The 15719-nt window shown below is 58.5% G+C and carries 16 protein-coding genes; 14 read left to right on the top strand and 2 right to left on the bottom strand.

The genetic code is table 11. The features are described from left to right. Positions 1 to 7: 7 nt before the first annotated feature. Entirely contained in the window at positions 8 to 715 is a 708-nt protein-coding gene (locus ACJJIK_RS19165) for a M15 family metallopeptidase (RefSeq protein WP_444929839.1), read from the bottom strand. Between the two features lie 232 nt (positions 716 to 947). Between ACJJIK_RS19165 and ACJJIK_RS19160 the strand changes: the two genes are divergently transcribed. The 6 genes from ACJJIK_RS19160 to ACJJIK_RS19135 all read left to right on the top strand — a co-directional run bounded on the left by ACJJIK_RS19160 (position 948) and on the right by ACJJIK_RS19135 (position 4940). Then, the gene (locus ACJJIK_RS19160; protein ID WP_444929838.1) at positions 948 to 1232 is read left to right on the top strand and encodes a TfoX/Sxy family protein; all 285 of its coding nucleotides are present in this window, start codon (positions 948 to 950) and stop codon (positions 1230 to 1232) included. Between the two features lie 180 nt (positions 1233 to 1412). Then, positions 1413 to 2297 carry a protease HtpX gene (gene htpX, locus ACJJIK_RS19155; protein WP_444929837.1) on the top strand — a complete coding sequence of 295 codons (885 nt, stop codon included), beginning with the start codon at positions 1413 to 1415 and terminating at the stop codon, positions 2295 to 2297. Between the two features lie 108 nt (positions 2298 to 2405). Continuing rightward, positions 2406 to 2762: a hypothetical protein gene (locus ACJJIK_RS19150; protein ID WP_444943586.1), complete on the top strand. Its 357-nt coding sequence runs from the start codon at positions 2406 to 2408 to the stop codon at positions 2760 to 2762. 9 nt (positions 2763 to 2771) lie between these two features. Then, positions 2772 to 3302: a hypothetical protein gene (locus ACJJIK_RS19145; protein ID WP_444943585.1), complete on the top strand. Its 531-nt coding sequence runs from the start codon at positions 2772 to 2774 to the stop codon at positions 3300 to 3302. 189 nt (positions 3303 to 3491) lie between these two features. Then, a complete protein-coding gene (locus ACJJIK_RS19140; RefSeq protein WP_444929835.1) occupies positions 3492 to 4547 on the top strand; it encodes a S1C family serine protease in 1056 nt (351 codons plus the stop codon). Between the two features lie 48 nt (positions 4548 to 4595). Beyond that, positions 4596 to 4940, top strand: coding sequence for a Rieske (2Fe-2S) protein (locus tag ACJJIK_RS19135; RefSeq protein ID WP_108734344.1), 345 nt, complete (start codon positions 4596 to 4598; stop codon positions 4938 to 4940). 21 nt (positions 4941 to 4961) lie between these two features. Here the strand turns inward: ACJJIK_RS19135 and sfsA are convergent, their stop codons facing one another. Then, entirely contained in the window at positions 4962 to 5663 is a 702-nt protein-coding gene (sfsA, locus tag ACJJIK_RS19130; RefSeq protein ID WP_444943584.1) for a DNA/RNA nuclease SfsA, read from the bottom strand. Positions 5664 to 5924: 261 nt separating this feature from the next. On the opposite strand from sfsA, the gene dksA reads away from it, so the two are divergent. The 8 genes from dksA (at position 5925) to ACJJIK_RS19090 (ending at position 15719) form a co-directional block, all read left to right on the top strand. Next, positions 5925 to 6362 carry an RNA polymerase-binding protein DksA gene (gene dksA / locus ACJJIK_RS19125; protein ID WP_444929833.1) on the top strand — a complete coding sequence of 146 codons (438 nt, stop codon included), beginning with the start codon at positions 5925 to 5927 and terminating at the stop codon, positions 6360 to 6362. Between the two features lie 95 nt (positions 6363 to 6457). After that, entirely contained in the window at positions 6458 to 7330 is an 873-nt protein-coding gene (gluQRS, locus tag ACJJIK_RS19120; protein WP_444943583.1) for a tRNA glutamyl-Q(34) synthetase GluQRS, read from the top strand. Between the two features lie 143 nt (positions 7331 to 7473). Beyond that, complete coding sequence (locus ACJJIK_RS19115) at positions 7474 to 7650, top strand: hypothetical protein (RefSeq protein ID WP_169337099.1); 177 nt, start codon at positions 7474 to 7476, stop codon at positions 7648 to 7650. Further along, positions 7640 to 10603 carry an ATP-binding protein gene (locus ACJJIK_RS19110; protein WP_444943582.1) on the top strand — a complete coding sequence of 988 codons (2964 nt, stop codon included), beginning with the start codon at positions 7640 to 7642 and terminating at the stop codon, positions 10601 to 10603. The genes ACJJIK_RS19115 and ACJJIK_RS19110 overlap by 11 nt, the downstream gene beginning before the upstream one ends. 129 nt (positions 10604 to 10732) lie before the next feature. Further along, positions 10733 to 12124 (top strand): sigma-54-dependent transcriptional regulator, encoded by a 1392-nt coding sequence (locus ACJJIK_RS19105; RefSeq protein ID WP_444929830.1) that lies wholly within the window; start codon positions 10733 to 10735, stop codon positions 12122 to 12124. Between the two features lie 813 nt (positions 12125 to 12937). Then, a complete protein-coding gene (gene pcnB, locus ACJJIK_RS19100; RefSeq protein ID WP_444929829.1) occupies positions 12938 to 14320 on the top strand; it encodes a polynucleotide adenylyltransferase PcnB in 1383 nt (460 codons plus the stop codon). Continuing rightward, a complete protein-coding gene (gene folK, locus ACJJIK_RS19095; RefSeq protein WP_444943581.1) occupies positions 14320 to 14811 on the top strand; it encodes a 2-amino-4-hydroxy-6-hydroxymethyldihydropteridine diphosphokinase in 492 nt (163 codons plus the stop codon). The genes pcnB and folK overlap by 1 nt, the downstream gene beginning before the upstream one ends. A 221-nt stretch (positions 14812 to 15032) precedes the next feature. Then, positions 15033 to 15719, top strand: a complete 687-nt coding sequence (locus tag ACJJIK_RS19090; RefSeq protein ID WP_444929827.1) for a deoxynucleoside kinase — start codon at positions 15033 to 15035, stop codon at positions 15717 to 15719.

Here is a 15719-nt window from a genome sequence, read left to right as displayed (position 1 = left end):
AAGGCGCCTAAAAAGGCGGATAACAGTGATCCGGCACCCAAATAAAGCGCGTATATATTTCCTGAAGGTGCTCGCACACAGTCTCCCCCAGGGATAGCTCGGTTGCCTGCAGCCGCTCCGACAGCCGCTCCACACTGAGGAGTTCCTGAAGCTCGCGGGCTCTGGGGGCATAGCTCAGGTGCCAGCGCTCCGGTGCAACGCCGCCGCGATCCTCGGCATAGGGCCGGAACAGGCCATAGCTGTTACCGGCGCTAATTTGCCGGTCCAGCCAGAGGTGGAAGGCGCCGAATACACCGTCATCGGCCACCTCCTGCGGGGTCAACTGAACCGAGTAATCGTCGGGTAGCGCCGCCGCGTCAATAATGTCGAAGTCCGTACCCCAGTGGTGGCGCGAGGCCCCCGGCAGCGCAGACCAGCGCAGAATGGCAAATACCCGTTCCGCAGCGCTGAGCCGGGCGATATCCAGCGGCTTGCCAGCGCTATCGAGCACTGGGCGCGCACCGCCGGCCTTGGCATTCCAGATCAGGCACTGGCGCTCAAAGGCGCGAAACCCGGAGACAATTTTGGGGGCGAAGCCCTCTTCGCGGGCATCCCGGCACAACTGCTGAAAAGCGACCAGCGCCTCGGGGTGCAAAAGTTGGTTGGAAGCCGGGTCGACGATGACATGCTCATCGCCGAGCCCAAACAGCATCCGTTGCAGCGGTATCGATAACATGGGCCTCTCATTATTGGGCAAATTTCGAACGGTTTTAAAATGCGGTGGCTACTTTAACAGAGGGGCTACAGCGACGGCTTGCCCCTGTGAATTGATAGCACCAAAAGTAGGCGCCGCGCACAATAATCTGGCGGTAATGTTTGTTAGCGCACTGTTAATTTATGTTAAGTTCAAATTTGCAATCGGAGACTGATTGCGTGAATGGACGCTCAAACTGGCGGGGGAACACCGAATGCACCCGAGTCAATCAGAACTACTAAAACTAAAAAACCTGGGCCTGGCCTCGGTCAATATTCTCCACTCTATTGGCATTCGCTCTCTGGAAGATCTGCGCAGGGTGGGACCGGTGGAGGCCTTTATCAGTATTCGCAACCGGGGCATCAACGCCTCCAAAGTGATGCTCTACGCACTGCAAGGCGCACTGATGGACGTGCACTGGAACGACCTGGACCCGGAGCTAAAGCAGCAGTTGACCAACGAGGTCGAACGCCTGCTCGCCACACAGAATTCTGACTAGCCGCTGTGGCGCAGTGCGGGTGGAGACCCGAGACGTTATCTTCCCCATCTCGGCACAGCCATAGCGCTGGGCCCGAACTCGCCGTGCCGGCTCCCAGTAATACCCGTTACGCCATCCGTATCTAAACTTACCCTGACCCTTAAATAACTCTGTTAAATATTCACGAGAAGGAGAGATCCGATGTTGCGCATTGGGCTATTCCTGCTGACCAACTTGGCGGTCCTGATTTTGGTTGGCATTATTTTTAACCTCTTGGGGATAGGGGGCATTCTTCAGAGTAACGGCGTTGATCTCAACCTCGGCGCCCTGTTATTGATGTGTGCCATTTTTGGTTTTGGCGGCTCTTTTATTTCCCTGCTATTGTCGAAGACTATTGCCCGGGTCAGTACCCGCACACAAATTATCCAACAGCCGCGCAGCGCCGATGAGCAGTGGCTGGTGGAAACTGTGCGGGACTTATCGCGCAAAGCGGGCATCGGTATGCCGGAGGTGGGGATATTTCCCATGCCCCAGGCCAATGCCTTCGCCACCGGCTGGAATCGCAACAATGCCCTGGTCTCTGTCAGTGCCGGTCTGTTGCAGCGCTTTAGTCGGGAGGAAGCCCGCGCCGTTATCGGTCACGAAATAGGCCATGTGGCCAATGGCGATATGGTGACGCTGACTCTAATTCAGGGCGTGGTAAATACCTTTGTGATGTTCTTCGCCCGCCTGGTGGGGTTCTTTGTGGACCGGGTTATCCTGCGCAATGAAGAGGGATTGGGCATCGGCTACTTTATTACCTCCATTGTTATGGATATCGTATTTGGCATCTTCGCCATGATGATTGTCGCCTGGTTCAGCCGCCGCCGCGAATACCGGGCCGACCACGCCGGCGCCACTCTGGCCAGCCCCCAGTCCATGATTGCCGCACTGCAACGGCTCAAGGTGGAGTCCGATCGCGGCCACGAGGAACCCCTGCCCGGCAATATGAAAGCCTTTGGTATTTTTGGCAATATGGGCGCTCTTATGGCCACGCACCCACCACTGGATGATCGAATCCTCGCCCTGCAAAATTTCCGTAATTAGTGTCTAATTGAATAGATAAGTGATTAAAGCTGTAGGTTCAATTCCTCACAAAGCTGCCACTTAAACGTGGTCACTTTCTATGTGGACAGATGCAAAGTAAAAGCTTTTATGAAAAGAAGTGTCGTGAAGTACATCCCACTACTCTTTGCCATATTTTTAATTGGCTGTTCTCCCTCATGGAGTGACGGCCCTTACAAGATTTATTGGATAGATGGCGAAAAAGCCCTTGGTTTTGATTTGGGGGACGATGCCTATATACGCCGTATCGATGAACCACATCATATCAGTGCAAACGAGATGTTCATCTCAGTCTACGCTTGCCCTAAAGGTGCCTGTGCTTACTATTACATAGATCGACTTCAAGACCACAAGTTCGCAGATTCTTCTGAGTTTGTTTTTGGCCCCTATACAGAAAAAACCTTTGTCAAATTACAACAAGAGCTACGACTACCAAAACTGGAGTAACGATAAAATATGCGAACAGCATCAAGATTTATGCCTAAATACAAAGCCGAAAGGGCCAGTAAATTTACATCATTTGCTTTCTTGACCGCAGTTTTAGCTCTCTTTATTTACCAACCAATCTATTTTTTAGCTTTAGCTGGCTTAGGATTGTTAGCCATAATTTGCGGCCACATCGAACAACCGAAAATTGACAGGCACTTCCAACAACTATGTGAAAAGCGCAAAGATTTATCTATTGGTGAATTTGCCCGGGAGTTTGAGCGCAAAACTGTAGATACATGGATTATTCGAGCGGTATATGAGCAACTGCAAGCGGCACTTCCCACTAAACAACAGGTCCCAATTCAGGCATCAGATAAACTCTTTAATACTCTAAAACTGGATGAAGATGACCTCGATCTGGACTTAATTGAGCAAATCGCACAAAGAACTGGGCGAAGCCTTGCGGGCTGTGGAAATAACCCCTATTACGGCAAGGTAACCACGGTACGCAATCTGGTGCTGTTTTTTAATCGGCAACCCCGCACCGGGGCAACCTGAACCTGTTTATCTCCAGCGCGATTGGTCAAAACGAGTTCCCGCTTTAAATCTCGCCAACAGGCCCCAATAAGCAGCCAGTACCGCACCAATATTGCGAACAAGGTACACTTTTCAACACAGTGAGCAAAAGACGGAAGACGACAGCGACACTCGGCTTCCGGCCCCGAGTTCATAGGGAGGATAGTATTAATGACTCTGCTTAAGACGCAGCTCTGCCGCTTTATTGCCGTATTTTTACTGCTCGCCCCTGTGCTGTCTGCACAGGCGGAAATCTTCGCCACCGACGACGAGCGCAACACCATGCAGGTGTTCAACTTTGCCAGCCCCTCGGTGGTCTATGTCACCAATGAAACCCTGGTGCGGGATCGCAGAACCCTGCGCCTGCACTCGGTGCCCAAAGGGGCCGGCAGTGGCTTTATCTGGGATAGCGAGGGCCATATTGTCACGAACTTTCACGTTATTGAGGGGGCGCGCCAGGTCACTATCACTTTGCAGGACCGCAGTGAGTGGCCGGCCGAGCTGGTGGGATCGGCGCCGGAAAAGGATCTGGCCGTACTGAGAATTGACGCGCCGCCAGAGCTGTTAAAACCGCTGGTGGTCGGCACCTCCAGCAATCTCGCGGTGGGCCGCAAGGTACTGGCTATCGGCAACCCGTTCGGCCTGGATACCACCCTCACCACCGGGGTGGTCAGCGCCCTGGGGCGGGAAATTGAAGCCGCCAACAACCGCACCATTCGCAATGTTATCCAAACCGATGCGGCCATTAACCCGGGCAATTCCGGCGGCCCACTGCTGGACTCCCGGGCCCGCTTAATCGGGGTCAACACCGCAATTTACAGTCCCAGTGGCGCCAGTGTCGGTATTGGCTTTGCGATTCCGGTAGATACGGTCAAGAAAATTGTGCCGGAATTGATTGTGCATGGCCGCCTGGTGCGGCCGATTATCGGTATCGAATCCGCCCCGGACCAGTGGAGCAGCCGCTACGGTTTTGAGGGGGTGGCCGTGTTGCGCACGGCACCCGGACTCCCCGCCGAGAGAGCCGGTCTGCGCGGTATCCACCGCAGCCGAAGTGGCGGCTGGCAGCTGGGCGATGTGATTGTCGAAGTGGAACAGCAGCCGATTCGCAGCTATGACGACCTGCTCAACGCCCTGGAAAAACACCGTGCCGGCGATGAAATCACCCTCGGTATACTGCGCGACGGGACAATCCGCTATACGTCTATTAGACTCGCGGCACCCGAATAAAGCGGCGCTTGCGCCCTGAACACCCACTAGGCCGGGAGCCGATAATCTATGCAGAAGTACTTCCTGTGTCGCTATGACGAATTGAGCGAAGGGCAATCCAAGGGGTTTTCCCTCGGCGACACCGCCGCCGGCACTGACAATGTGTTTGCAGTGATGAAAGACGGCGAGGTCTACGCCTACAAGAACACCTGTCCGCACCGGGGCATCAATCTGGATTGGCAGGAAGATCAGTTCCTCGATCCCGATGGCGCACTGATCCAGTGCGCCTCTCACGGTGCGCTATTTCTTATCGAGTCCGGGGAGTGTATTGCCGGGCCCTGCACCGGCGATGCCCTGACGCCGGTACCGGTGGAATATGCCCAGGATGGTCTCTACGCACTGCTGGCCGACTGACAACTCCGCACCGCTTCTCCCTCATGGGAGAAAAGGCAGGGCCTCGGTTAACTCGACACCGGCGGCAGCGAGCTGCGCGCGGTAGGCGAGCACTTGCACACCGGCAGCGACAGCGGCGTCGAGGGCTTCGGCATAAGCGGGGTCAATTTCCCGCGCCGCCTGCACCGTCTCGATAGCGCTGTGTTGCACACAGTAAAACAGCACCGCGCGCACGCCGCTCTCGGCCAGCTTTTGCAATTCGCGCAGGTGCTTGGCGCCCCGGGTGCTGACCGCATCGGGGAAGTAACCCCGGGCTCCGTCTGCCAGGGTGACATTTTTTACCTCTACGTAGCAGTCCCCCGCAGCGCCGGACAGCAGCAGGTCGATACGGCTGTTCTCCTCGCCGTAGCGCACCTCCCTGCGCAGGGAGGTATAGCCCTGTAATTCGCTGACCACGCCGGACAGAATCGCCTCTTCCACCAGGGCGTTGGCGCGGCCGGTATTGACTCCCGCCAGGGCGCCCTCCGGGGTGGTGCAGATTTCCAAACTGTGACGGTATTTGCGTTTTGGATTGCCGGAATCGGAGTACCAGCAATCGCCCCCTTCCACCCAGCAATTTTTCATAGAGCCCGTGTTCGGGCAGTGAATGGTAAACTCCTCGCCACTGGCTGATTTCACATCGGCGAGAAAGCGCTTGTAACGGCGTAAAAGCGTTGCTTTTTGCAACGGAGGGGTAAATTTCACGGGCTGAACCACTTGGCTGTAATTTCAGGCGCCACAAAATAGCAGACAACTATTGGTAGCGCGAATCGCACAGATTTGATAGCTTCCTCGCTCTCGGTCACCGGGGGTATTGGTACCGAGAACAGGATTAGCCTGCCAGCGCAGCGAGTCACATAGGTGAAAAAAAATGCATCACTTAGAAAGATTCCAGGCTAGGCTAGATTGAATTTGGTGGTATCGCCCCCATAAAGGGGGGCCCGTATAGAAAGAGAGGCAACGACTATGCCCAAAACTGCTGCGAGCACCGAATCTCTGCACGGCTTTGAGCCCTACAAGGAGACCCAGGGCGAAGAGTACATGAATGAGAAGCAGCAGGAGCATTTCCGCAACTTGCTGTTGGCCTGGAAGGCCGAGCTAATGGCGGAAGTGGACCGCACCGTTTCCCACATGAAAGACGAGGCCGCAAACTTCCCCGATCCCGCAGATCGCGCCAGCCAGGAAGAAGAGTTTAGCCTGGAACTGCGCACTCGCGATCGCGAGCGCAAGCTGATCAAGAAGATCGACTCCACCCTGGAGCTTATCGACCAGGATGACTACGGTTTCTGTGAAGCCTGTGGCGTGGATATTGGCATTCGCCGCCTGGAAGCCCGTCCCACCGCCACTCTGTGCGTGGACTGCAAAACCCTCGCGGAAATTAAGGAACGGCAGATCTCCGGCTGATCCGCGATCGCCCAATCCATAACCAAAGTGGCACGGCGTTCGCTTGTGATCGCCCTGCTTTAAAAGGGGCGATCATCGTATCGCCCTTTTTTATTTTGAACAGTACGATTTCCTATATTGGCCGCTTCGCACCCTCCCCCAGTGGACCGCTCCACTTCGGCTCCCTGGTGTGCGCCGTCGGCAGCTACCTCGACGCCCTCGCCCACGGCGGGCACTGGCTTGTGCGCATGGAAGACCTCGACCCGCCCCGTGAGGAGCCCGGCGCGGCAACCCGTATTCTCAAATCCCTGGAAGCCCACGGCCTGCACTGGCACGGCCCCATCCAGTGGCAGAGCAAGCGCTATGCACTCTACGAGGACACCCTGTCCACACTGCGCCAACAGGGACTGCTCTACCCCTGCGACTGCTCCCGCAGCCAGATTAAAAAAAATGGCGGCCATGCCAACGACTTCTGCCGCCTTAAATCCGAGGTGAGCGAACCCTCGGCACTGCGACTAGAGTGCGCCGGCGGCGAGGAGCGCTTTGTGGATATTTGGCACGGTGAACAGCGCCAGCAGATACGCGAGGACACTATCCTCAAGCGCCGCGACGGCTTCTACGCCTACCAGCTGGCCGTGGTGGTCGACGATATCGATCAACGCATCAACCAGGTGGTGCGCGGCTCAGACCTGCTGGAGACCACCGGCGTACAACAGCGCCTATTTAAAATCCTCGGCGCCACTGCGCCCCAGTTCGGCCACCTGCCGCTGGTGATGGGTCCCGACGACAAGCAAAAACTCAGCAAACAAAATCACGCGCCGGCTATCGACGACCGTACGCCCGCCGAGAACCTGTGCGAAGCTTTGCACTTCCTCGGCTTCAAATTACCGAGCAGCGCCGCAGCGGAATCCCCCGAGGCGATTCTCAAGTGGGCCACCGCCCACTGGCGCCGTCACCAGGTAGATAGGCGCAACCGCCAATTGCACTGACCCCGAGCTGCACTTACCATTTCCGCGCCAGCCGCCCCTGCGGGGCCGGCTGATAACCCGCGCCATCGATTGCTCAGGGATGACTTCTCACCGGCACAGGGCGCGGGCAACACACTTTCTCTAGCGGGTTTTCAAGGCGATCTATGAGTAACCGCACACTATTAATTTTGCTGGTGCTGGTGGGCTATGTATTCTCCCCCACGATTTTCACCTGGATGATCAATCCCGTCGGCGCCTGGTATCGGCCCTTTATCCTCTGGTTCGTGCTGATCCTACTGGCGATTTTTATCCAGTGGAGGCGCAAATCAAATGAGCTTTGATATCGCCCATATTGCCCTGGTGGGAGTGGCCTATATCGCCACCCTGTTTTTTGTCGCCTTCGCCACTTCGAAGGGCTGGCTGCCCTCCCGCTGGGTGCGCCACCCGCTGGTGTATGTGCTCTCCCTCGGCGTTTCGCTATCGGCCTGGACCTTCTACGGTATTGTCGACCTGGCCTGGCAGTACGGCTACGGGGTGCTCGCCTACTATTTGGGCACCGGCGCTATGTTCCTGTTTGCACCGGTGGCCCTGGAGCCACTGGCGCGGCTGGCGCAGCGCTACCAACTTTACTCCCCGGCGGATCTGCTGGTGTTCCGCTATCACAGCCGCCAGGCGGGCACTCTCGCCACCCTGTTTATGCTACTGGCGCTGCTGCCGCTGATCGCCCTGCAAATCCAGGCGGTATCCGAGACCCTGGCGCTGCTGTCGCGGGATAGTGTGGCCGCCCTGGCACTGCCGGACAGCGGCGTGTCGAGCAAAAACTTAATCGCCTTTTTCTACTGTGTGCTGCTAGCCGTGTTTACCAGTATGTACGGCGCCACCCGCGAGCGCGGCGAGGGCCTGGCCAGCGCCATGGCGCTGGAGTCCCTGGTAAAACTGGTGGCACTGACCGCAGTGGGCGGCTATGCCATCTACGGTGTCTTCGGCGGTTTTTCCGGCCTGGATGAGTGGCTGCGGGACAATCCCGATATGCACCAGCTACTCTACACCCCCATCAAGCAGGGCTCATCCCACACCCTGCTGCTGGTGTTTATCGCCACGGCCGTGGCCATGCCGCATATTTTTTACCTGAGTGTGGCCGAGCGCCCCACCGGGCAGGCAATGCGCACCGCCAGCTGGGGCTTCCCCCTGTTCCTGCTGCTGATGGCCCTGCCGATCTTTCCCATTATGTGGGCGGGCTTTGCCCTGGATGTGGCCGGCCCGGTGCAGTACTTCTCCCTGGCGGTGCCCCGCGCCAGCGGCTCGGCCCTGCTCACCACCCTGGCCTTTATCGGCGGCCTGTCGGCGGCGACCGGCGCACTGATTATGATCACCCTGGCCCTCGCCACTATGGTGATGAACCACTGGTTGCTGCCCGGCACCCGCTGGCATTCCGAAGACAATATGTACCGGCAGCTGGTGTGGCTGCGCCGCGCCCTGATCGCCACTCTGTTTATCGCCGGCTTTGCCTTTTACCTGCTGCTCAACAACCGCCTCTCCCTGTCGGACCTGGCCCTACTGGCATTTATCGGCTCACTGCAATTCCTGCCGGGGATTTTTGCCGTTATCCACTGGCCCCGGGGCAATCGGCGCGGCTTTGTCGGCGGCCTGCTGGCGGGCATGCTGCTGTGGGGCTGCGGCCTGTTAATCCCGTCAGTCTTTGGGATTACCGGCATCACCCTGCCCGGCACCGCCCTCGAAATTCCCCTGGGCATGTCGATCTGGACTCAGATCACCACCCTGTCACTGGGGCTCAACGTCCTGTTATTTGTCGGGCTGTCGCTTCTCACCCGCGCCAGCAACCTGGAGCAGTACGCCGCCGACCTGTGCAGCGACGACACCATCGCCCAGGCTCTGCGCCTGGGACTGGATGTGGAATCCGCAGCGGATTTTCGCCTGCGCCTGGCTGAGAGCCTCGGCACCGCCACCGCTCACAAAGAAGTTCAGCGCGCCCTCGCCGCCCTCAACCTGCCGGATGACGAGCGCCGCCCCTACGCCCTACGCCAGCTGCGCAACAAGCTGGAGTCCAACCTGTCCGGCCTGTTGGGGCGGGTGCTGGCGGTGCAGATTATCGACCGCCACTTCCCGTTCCAAAACAGCGACCAACCGGCCAACAAGGATATCCACCTGATCGAGACCCGCTTGGGCCGCTACAAGCACCAGCTCACCGGCCTGGCCGCAGAACTCAACAACCTGCGCCTGTACCACCGCCAAATGCTGGAGGAACTGCCGATGGCCGCCTGCTCTCTGGGGCGCGATGGCGAAATCCTGCTGTGGAACTACGCCATGCAGGACCTCACCGGTATCAGTGCCGGCGAGGTTATCGGCTCGAAACTGGAGTACCTGGCCGAGCCCTGGCGCAGCCTGTTGGGAGAGTTTGCCCTGTCCACCGACGCCAGCCGCTTTAAGCAGCAGGTGAGTCTCGATGGCAACAGCCACTGGCTCAACCTGCACAAGGCGCGGCAAAAACGCAGCCGCAGCGACCGCTCCCGCAACGAGCGCGGCGATGCACAGATGCTGCTGCTGGAGGACATCACCGAAACCCAGGTACTGGAGCAGGAACTTATCCACAGCGAGCGCCTGGCCTCTGTGGGCCGCCTCGCCGCCGGTGTCGCCCACGAGGTGGGCAACCCGGTAACGGGAATCGCCTGCCTGGCGCAAAACCTCCAGTACGACTGCGACAACCCCGAAGTCCTGGAAACCGCCGACCAGATCCTGAGCCAGACCCAGCGCATCAGCCGCATTGTCCACTCACTGGTCAACTTCTCCCACAGCGGCAACCAGGACGACAGCGAGCGGGCGCCGGTGGACCTCTACGCCTGTGTGCAGGAGGCGGTCAATCTGCTGTCCCTACAGCGGGACAAGACCGAGGTCCAGTTTGAAAATCAGGTGCCGGCAGACCTGATCGCCCCGGGGGACAACCAGCGCCTGATCCAGGTGTTTATCAACCTGCTCAGCAACGCCCGCGACGCCAGCCCCGATGGCGGCCAGATCGCAATCGAGGGCTATCGCAAGCGCGGCAGCGCCTGTGTTTCGGTAACCGATAGCGGACCGGGGATTTCTGCGCAGCACCGGGAGCGAATTCTGGAGCCCTTTTTCACCACCAAGGAGCCCGGCGAAGGCACGGGGCTGGGGCTGGCGATGGTTTACAGCATTGTGGAGGAACACGGCGGCCAGCTGGAGCTGGTGAGCCCAGCCAACCGGGAAAGCGGAACTGGCGCCCGCTTTATTGTGCAGCTGCCCCTGGATCTCTGAGCTGACTGAACATTCTAATAGATCGTTATTTGAGCAAAAACAACTCGATTAACAGTTTTTGAGTTGCATCGAAACGGCGCCCGGGTAAAACTAGGCGCTTACTGAGCATTTTGTAACCAGGCGTAACATATGAGCCACATCCTCATCGTCGAAGATGAAGCCATTATCCGAACGGCGCTGCGCAAGCTGTTAGAGCGGCACCGCTACAAAATCAGTGAAGCGGGGTCGGTAAAGGAGGCGCTCAGCAAGTATCGCCTCAATGAAGTTGACCTGGTTATCTCCGACCTGCGCCTGCCCGGCGCACCGGGTACCGACCTGCTCAAGCACGCCGGCGATGTACCAGTGCTGATTATGACCAGTTACGCCAGCCTCCGCTCTGCGGTGGATTCCATGCGTATGGGTGCCGCAGACTATATCGCCAAACCCTTTGATCACGACGAAATGCTCGCCACCGTGCGCCGGGTTATTGGCAAGGCCGAGCAGAATCGCGCCCAGCCCATCGCCGAAAAGGAAAACACCGGCACCATCGCCGGTATGATCGGCAGCAGTCCGGTGATGCGGGAACTCTACGCCCGTATCCACAAGGTGGCGCCCACCGATGCCACCGTCCTGGTACACGGTGAAACCGGTACCGGTAAAGAACTGGTGGCCCGCGCTATCCACGAGGAGAGCCGCCGGGCCAGCAAGCCCCTGATCTCAGTTAACTGCGCCGCGATTCCCGACACCCTGATCGAATCGGAGCTGTTCGGCTACGAGAAGGGCGCGTTTACCGGCGCCCAGAGTTCCCGCGAGGGACTGGTCGCGGCCGCCGATGGCGGCACCCTGTTCCTCGATGAGATCGGCGAGCTGCCCCTGGAGGCCCAGGCCCGCCTGCTGCGCGTTCTACAGGAGGGCGAGGTGCGGCCGATCGGCTCGATCGAATCCCACAAAGTGGATGTGCGCCTGGTAACGGCGACCCACCGCAACCTGCGCCAGCTATCGGCGGAGCGCAAATTCCGCGAAGACCTCTACTACCGCATCAATGTGGTGCAAATGACGCTTGCGCCCCTGCGAGAGCGCGGCAGGGACGTCCTCGCACTGGCAGAGCACCTATTGGAGAAGTTCTGCACCAAAATTGAGCGCCCTTTATTGCGCCTGTCCCCGGAAGCCGTCCAGGCGGTGACCACCTATACCTGGCCCGGTAACGTGCGCGAACTCGAAAACGCCATTCAGCGTGCGGTTATCCTGACAGACAGCAACAGCCGCGAGATCGACCACAAAACCCTGGATATCGACCTGGACCTGGTGCCGATCGAAGAGGCCGACGGCATCCCGCGCCCGCGCAGCCTGCACACAGACCCCCGCGAGGACCTGTCCCTGGAGGACTACTTCGCCCGCTTCGTGATCGAGCACCAGGACACCATGAGCGAGACCGACCTGGCCAAGAAGCTCGGCGTCAGCCGCAAGTGCCTGTGGGAGCGCCGCCAAAAGCTCGGCATCCCGCGCAAGAAGAGCCGCCGCAGCGCCACCGCAGAGGCATAAAACACGCCTTTCCCCAGGGGGCTCCAGCCCCCTGTTTCCCCCTTTGTCCTCCAATACCACACGACCCCGAGCGCTCTGTTACCCCACCCCCACAGGGGTTACTGCAGAGAGTGTTACCCACCCCCACCCAGAAGTAACAACTACCGCTCCTTCCGTAACGCAATGGCGCTAAGAAAAGTTCCGTCAAATTTCGTAAAGATCGTAAGTTATTGATTTATAAGGATTTTTAAAAGTTGGCATACTAAGTGCTTTACTCTTAGTACAAAAATTGAAAACAGCCAACAATAAAAATAAATGACTGTTACAAGCCCTAGAACAACTCACAATAAGCGGGGCGAAACATAATAAAAATAATGGGGCGGCCGACAATAAAAGCAATGAGAGGCCAAAACCAGCAGAACAACAATAAACAATAACAATAAATCTCAAGAAGAATAAGAATAACAACAAGCGCGTTGCAAACTGACTGAACTGTACCTGGGAGAGGGTGTTTGCTTGACAGCAAATTGAGAGCGCAAGGAAGCCGCTGCCTTCATACTGGTAATAATAATTCCCATATTTCTTTTCCCCGAACTTACCGGCACCCGCATATTGCGGGCGCATTCCTTTGCGTGTGTTAGAATCGCGCCCGCGAGTCCCGATCTCTGAGGATAGATAGCCGCTGAGGCTCCCTTTCCGGGCTCGCTCCTGGGGCAGCCCAGGTACAGAGGCCCAGCAGTGCCACCGCGAACCTCCCCCTGAGGGACCGCCACTTTTAGCGGCCGCCAGTCGATGTGCGGCCGTGCACAGCGGGGCTTTCCCGGCCATCCCTAAATGGCAGCAGTCAACATAGACAGCCGTATGCTCAACAACCTGATTAGTAGTATCAAACGCTGGCGCAAGCCGGCCAGTAAAGGCCCCAGGGTTATCGCCCGCAACGACCACAACATCTCGCGCCGGGAGATCAGCCGCGCGGCCTTGACGGTTATGAAACGCCTACAGGATGCCGGCTACCAGGCGTATATCGTCGGCGGGGGCGTACGCGACCTGATGCTCGGCGGCCACCCCAAGGATTTTGATGTCGCTACCGATGCCACCCCGGAGCAAGCCAAGGTGCTGTTTCGCGGCGCCCGCATCGTCGGCCGTCGCTTTCGCATCCTGCACGCCCGCATCGGCCGCGAAGTTATTGAGGTAACGACCTTCCGCGGCCACCACAGCGACGGCGAGGCCCACGAGGCCAAGCAGTCCGAACACGGCATGCTGCTGCGCGACAACGTCTACGGCGATCTGGAGAGTGATGCCGTGCGCCGGGATTTCACCGTGAACGCGCTTTACTACACTACCAAAGGGTTTGAAATCCACGACTACACCGGCGGTGTCGAGGATATCGAGAAGCGCCTGATTCGCATGATCGGCTGCCCGGAGGTCCGCTATAAAGAGGACCCGGTGCGCATGCTGCGCGCGGTGCGCTTCGCCGCCAAACTGGACTTCACCATCGAGGGCGAGACCGAGGCGCCCCTGCACGAACTGGCGCCCCTGCTGCGCAATATTGCCCCGGCGCGCCTGTTCGATGAGATTCTCAAGCTGCTGATGAGCGGCCACGGCGAGCGCACCTTTGAACTGCTGCGCCAATACCAGCTCTGGCAGCACCTGTTCCCGGACAATGCGGCCTATATTGAGCGCGACAGCGCGGCACTGGCCCTATCCCAACAGGCCCTGCGCAATACCGACCAGCGTATTCGCGCCGATATGCGCGTGACCCCGGCCTTCCTCTATGCCGCCCTGCTGTGGCCTGCGGTCAACGCCGAGCAGCAGAAGCTGATCGGCAAGGGCACCCCAGCGGCACCGGCGCTGGCCCAGGCGGCACAAAAAATCACCAGTTCACAGCTGGCCCACACCGCGATCCCCAAGCGCTTCTCAATTCCCATGCGCGAAATCTGGGATCTACAGCAGCGCCTGCCCCAACGCGGTGGCAGCCGCGCCCAGCGCCTGTTGGAACACCCCCGTTTCCGCGCCGCCTACGACTTCCTGCTGCTGCGGGAGGAGAGCGGTGAAATTGAAGCGGGTCTGGGCCAGTGGTGGACCGACTTCCAGCAAGCTGACGACGAACAGCGCCAGCAGATGGTGCGCAAGCTACAGCGCAGCGGCAGCAGCAGCGGTGGCCGTCGCAACCGCAACTCTCGCGGCCGCCGCCGCAAACCGAGAGCAGAGCAGTAATGGAAACGGTCTATATCGGCCTCGGCAGCAATCTGGCGGAGCCCGGCAAACAACTGCGCAGCGCGCTGTCCGCGATGGAGCAAATCCCCAGTACAGAGCTATTGGAGTGTTCGAGCTTTTACCGCAGCGCCCCCATCGGCCCCGGCGAGCAACCGGACTACATCAATGCCGTCGCCGCCTTGAAAACGGCACTGGCCCCTCTGGCGCTACTGGAGCAGCTCCAGTCTATCGAGCAATCCCACGGGCGCGAGCGCTCCATCCGCTGGGGCGCCCGCACCCTGGACCTGGATATCCTGCTGTTTGGGCAAACTCAAATTGACGAGCCGCGCCTGCAAGTCCCGCACCCACGCATGGCCGAGCGCAATTTTGTATTGCTGCCCCTGGCGGAGCTGGCTCCCGAGGTGACACTGCCCGGCGCTGACACACTGCCCGCGCTGCTACAACGCTGCCCGGAAAACCGCCTGGAAAAGGTTGGCTCGACTGAGGCCTAGAGGGCCCCTGAATAACTTCGCAATGCCCCTGGCTATCAGGGCGCGGCTGCGCAGTAGACCTCGCGCGGCGGCCTGCGCCCAATATCTGTAGCCCTCAAGGCCCGCAGAGAGGTAACGGAATTATTCAGAGGCTCCCCAGTTACTCGACGGGCGGCTCTCTCAATAGTACTTTTGCGTTTGCAACTCACCAGGGAAGCCCCCAACGAAAAGGAGTCGCTCAAGTGGTTATCGAAAAATCCGAGACCAGCACGACTGAGTTCAACCTGCCCGAGCAAACACCGCCCAAATTTATTGCGGTGGAAGGCAATATTGGTGTGGGCAAAACCACACTGGCAAAAAAGCTGGCCGCCACCTTCAATTACGACACCCTGCTGGAATTACCCGAGGAGAACCCTTTTTTAGAGCGCTTCTACCGGGACCCCAACAATGCCGCGCTATCCACCCAGCTGCACTTCCTCCTACAGCGATCACAGCAGATCCAGGCGCTGCGGCAGGACGATATTTTTAAGCCGGTGCGGGTGTCGGACTTTTTGATCGAAAAGGACCAGCTGTTTGCCGAGGTCACCCTGGATAAGGACGAGCTGCACCTGTACCAGCAGGTCTACAAGCACCTCACCCTGGAGGCCCCCAAGCCGGACCTGGTGATCTATTTGCAGGCACCGCTGAATGTACTGCAAGCCCGAATCCGCAGTCGCGGCGTCAGCGCAGAACAGAGCATAAGCGATGAGTATCTGGCCAGCCTCAATAACGCCTACGCCCGCTTTTTCCATTTTTACGATGAGGCGCCTCTACTCATCGTCAATACCGAGGAGATCGACATTGTCGATAGCCCAGAGGACTACCAACAGCTGGTCGAATATCTGTTCACGATTTCCAGCGGCCGGCATTATTACAACCCAGGAAGTTAA

This window comes from Microbulbifer regidiadema (SeqCode), from assembly GCF_052466995.1.
Note: the sequence above shows the minus strand (reverse complement) of the source record. Positions and strands in the feature narration are given on the sequence as shown.

Bases quoted from the DNA above. Each gene is read 5' to 3' on its own strand.
- ACJJIK_RS19165 (WP_444929839.1), bottom strand. From the start codon at position 715: ATGTTATCGATACCGCTGCAACGGATGCTGTTTGGGCTCGGCGATGAG.
- ACJJIK_RS19160 (WP_444929838.1), top strand. From the start codon at position 948: ATGCACCCGAGTCAATCAGAACTACTAAAACTAAAAAACCTGGGCCTG.
- htpX (WP_444929837.1), top strand. From the start codon at position 1,413: ATGTTGCGCATTGGGCTATTCCTGCTGACCAACTTGGCGGTCCTGATT.
- ACJJIK_RS19150 (WP_444943586.1), top strand. From the start codon at position 2,406: ATGAAAAGAAGTGTCGTGAAGTACATCCCACTACTCTTTGCCATATTT.
- ACJJIK_RS19145 (WP_444943585.1), top strand. From the start codon at position 2,772: ATGCGAACAGCATCAAGATTTATGCCTAAATACAAAGCCGAAAGGGCC.
- ACJJIK_RS19140 (WP_444929835.1), top strand. From the start codon at position 3,492: ATGACTCTGCTTAAGACGCAGCTCTGCCGCTTTATTGCCGTATTTTTA.
- ACJJIK_RS19135 (WP_108734344.1), top strand. From the start codon at position 4,596: ATGCAGAAGTACTTCCTGTGTCGCTATGACGAATTGAGCGAAGGGCAA.
- dksA (WP_444929833.1), top strand. From the start codon at position 5,925: ATGCCCAAAACTGCTGCGAGCACCGAATCTCTGCACGGCTTTGAGCCC.
- ACJJIK_RS19115 (WP_169337099.1), top strand. From the start codon at position 7,474: ATGAGTAACCGCACACTATTAATTTTGCTGGTGCTGGTGGGCTATGTA.
- ACJJIK_RS19110 (WP_444943582.1), top strand. From the start codon at position 7,640: ATGAGCTTTGATATCGCCCATATTGCCCTGGTGGGAGTGGCCTATATC.
- ACJJIK_RS19105 (WP_444929830.1), top strand. From the start codon at position 10,733: ATGAGCCACATCCTCATCGTCGAAGATGAAGCCATTATCCGAACGGCG.
- pcnB (WP_444929829.1), top strand. From the start codon at position 12,938: ATGGCAGCAGTCAACATAGACAGCCGTATGCTCAACAACCTGATTAGT.
- folK (WP_444943581.1), top strand. From the start codon at position 14,320: ATGGAAACGGTCTATATCGGCCTCGGCAGCAATCTGGCGGAGCCCGGC.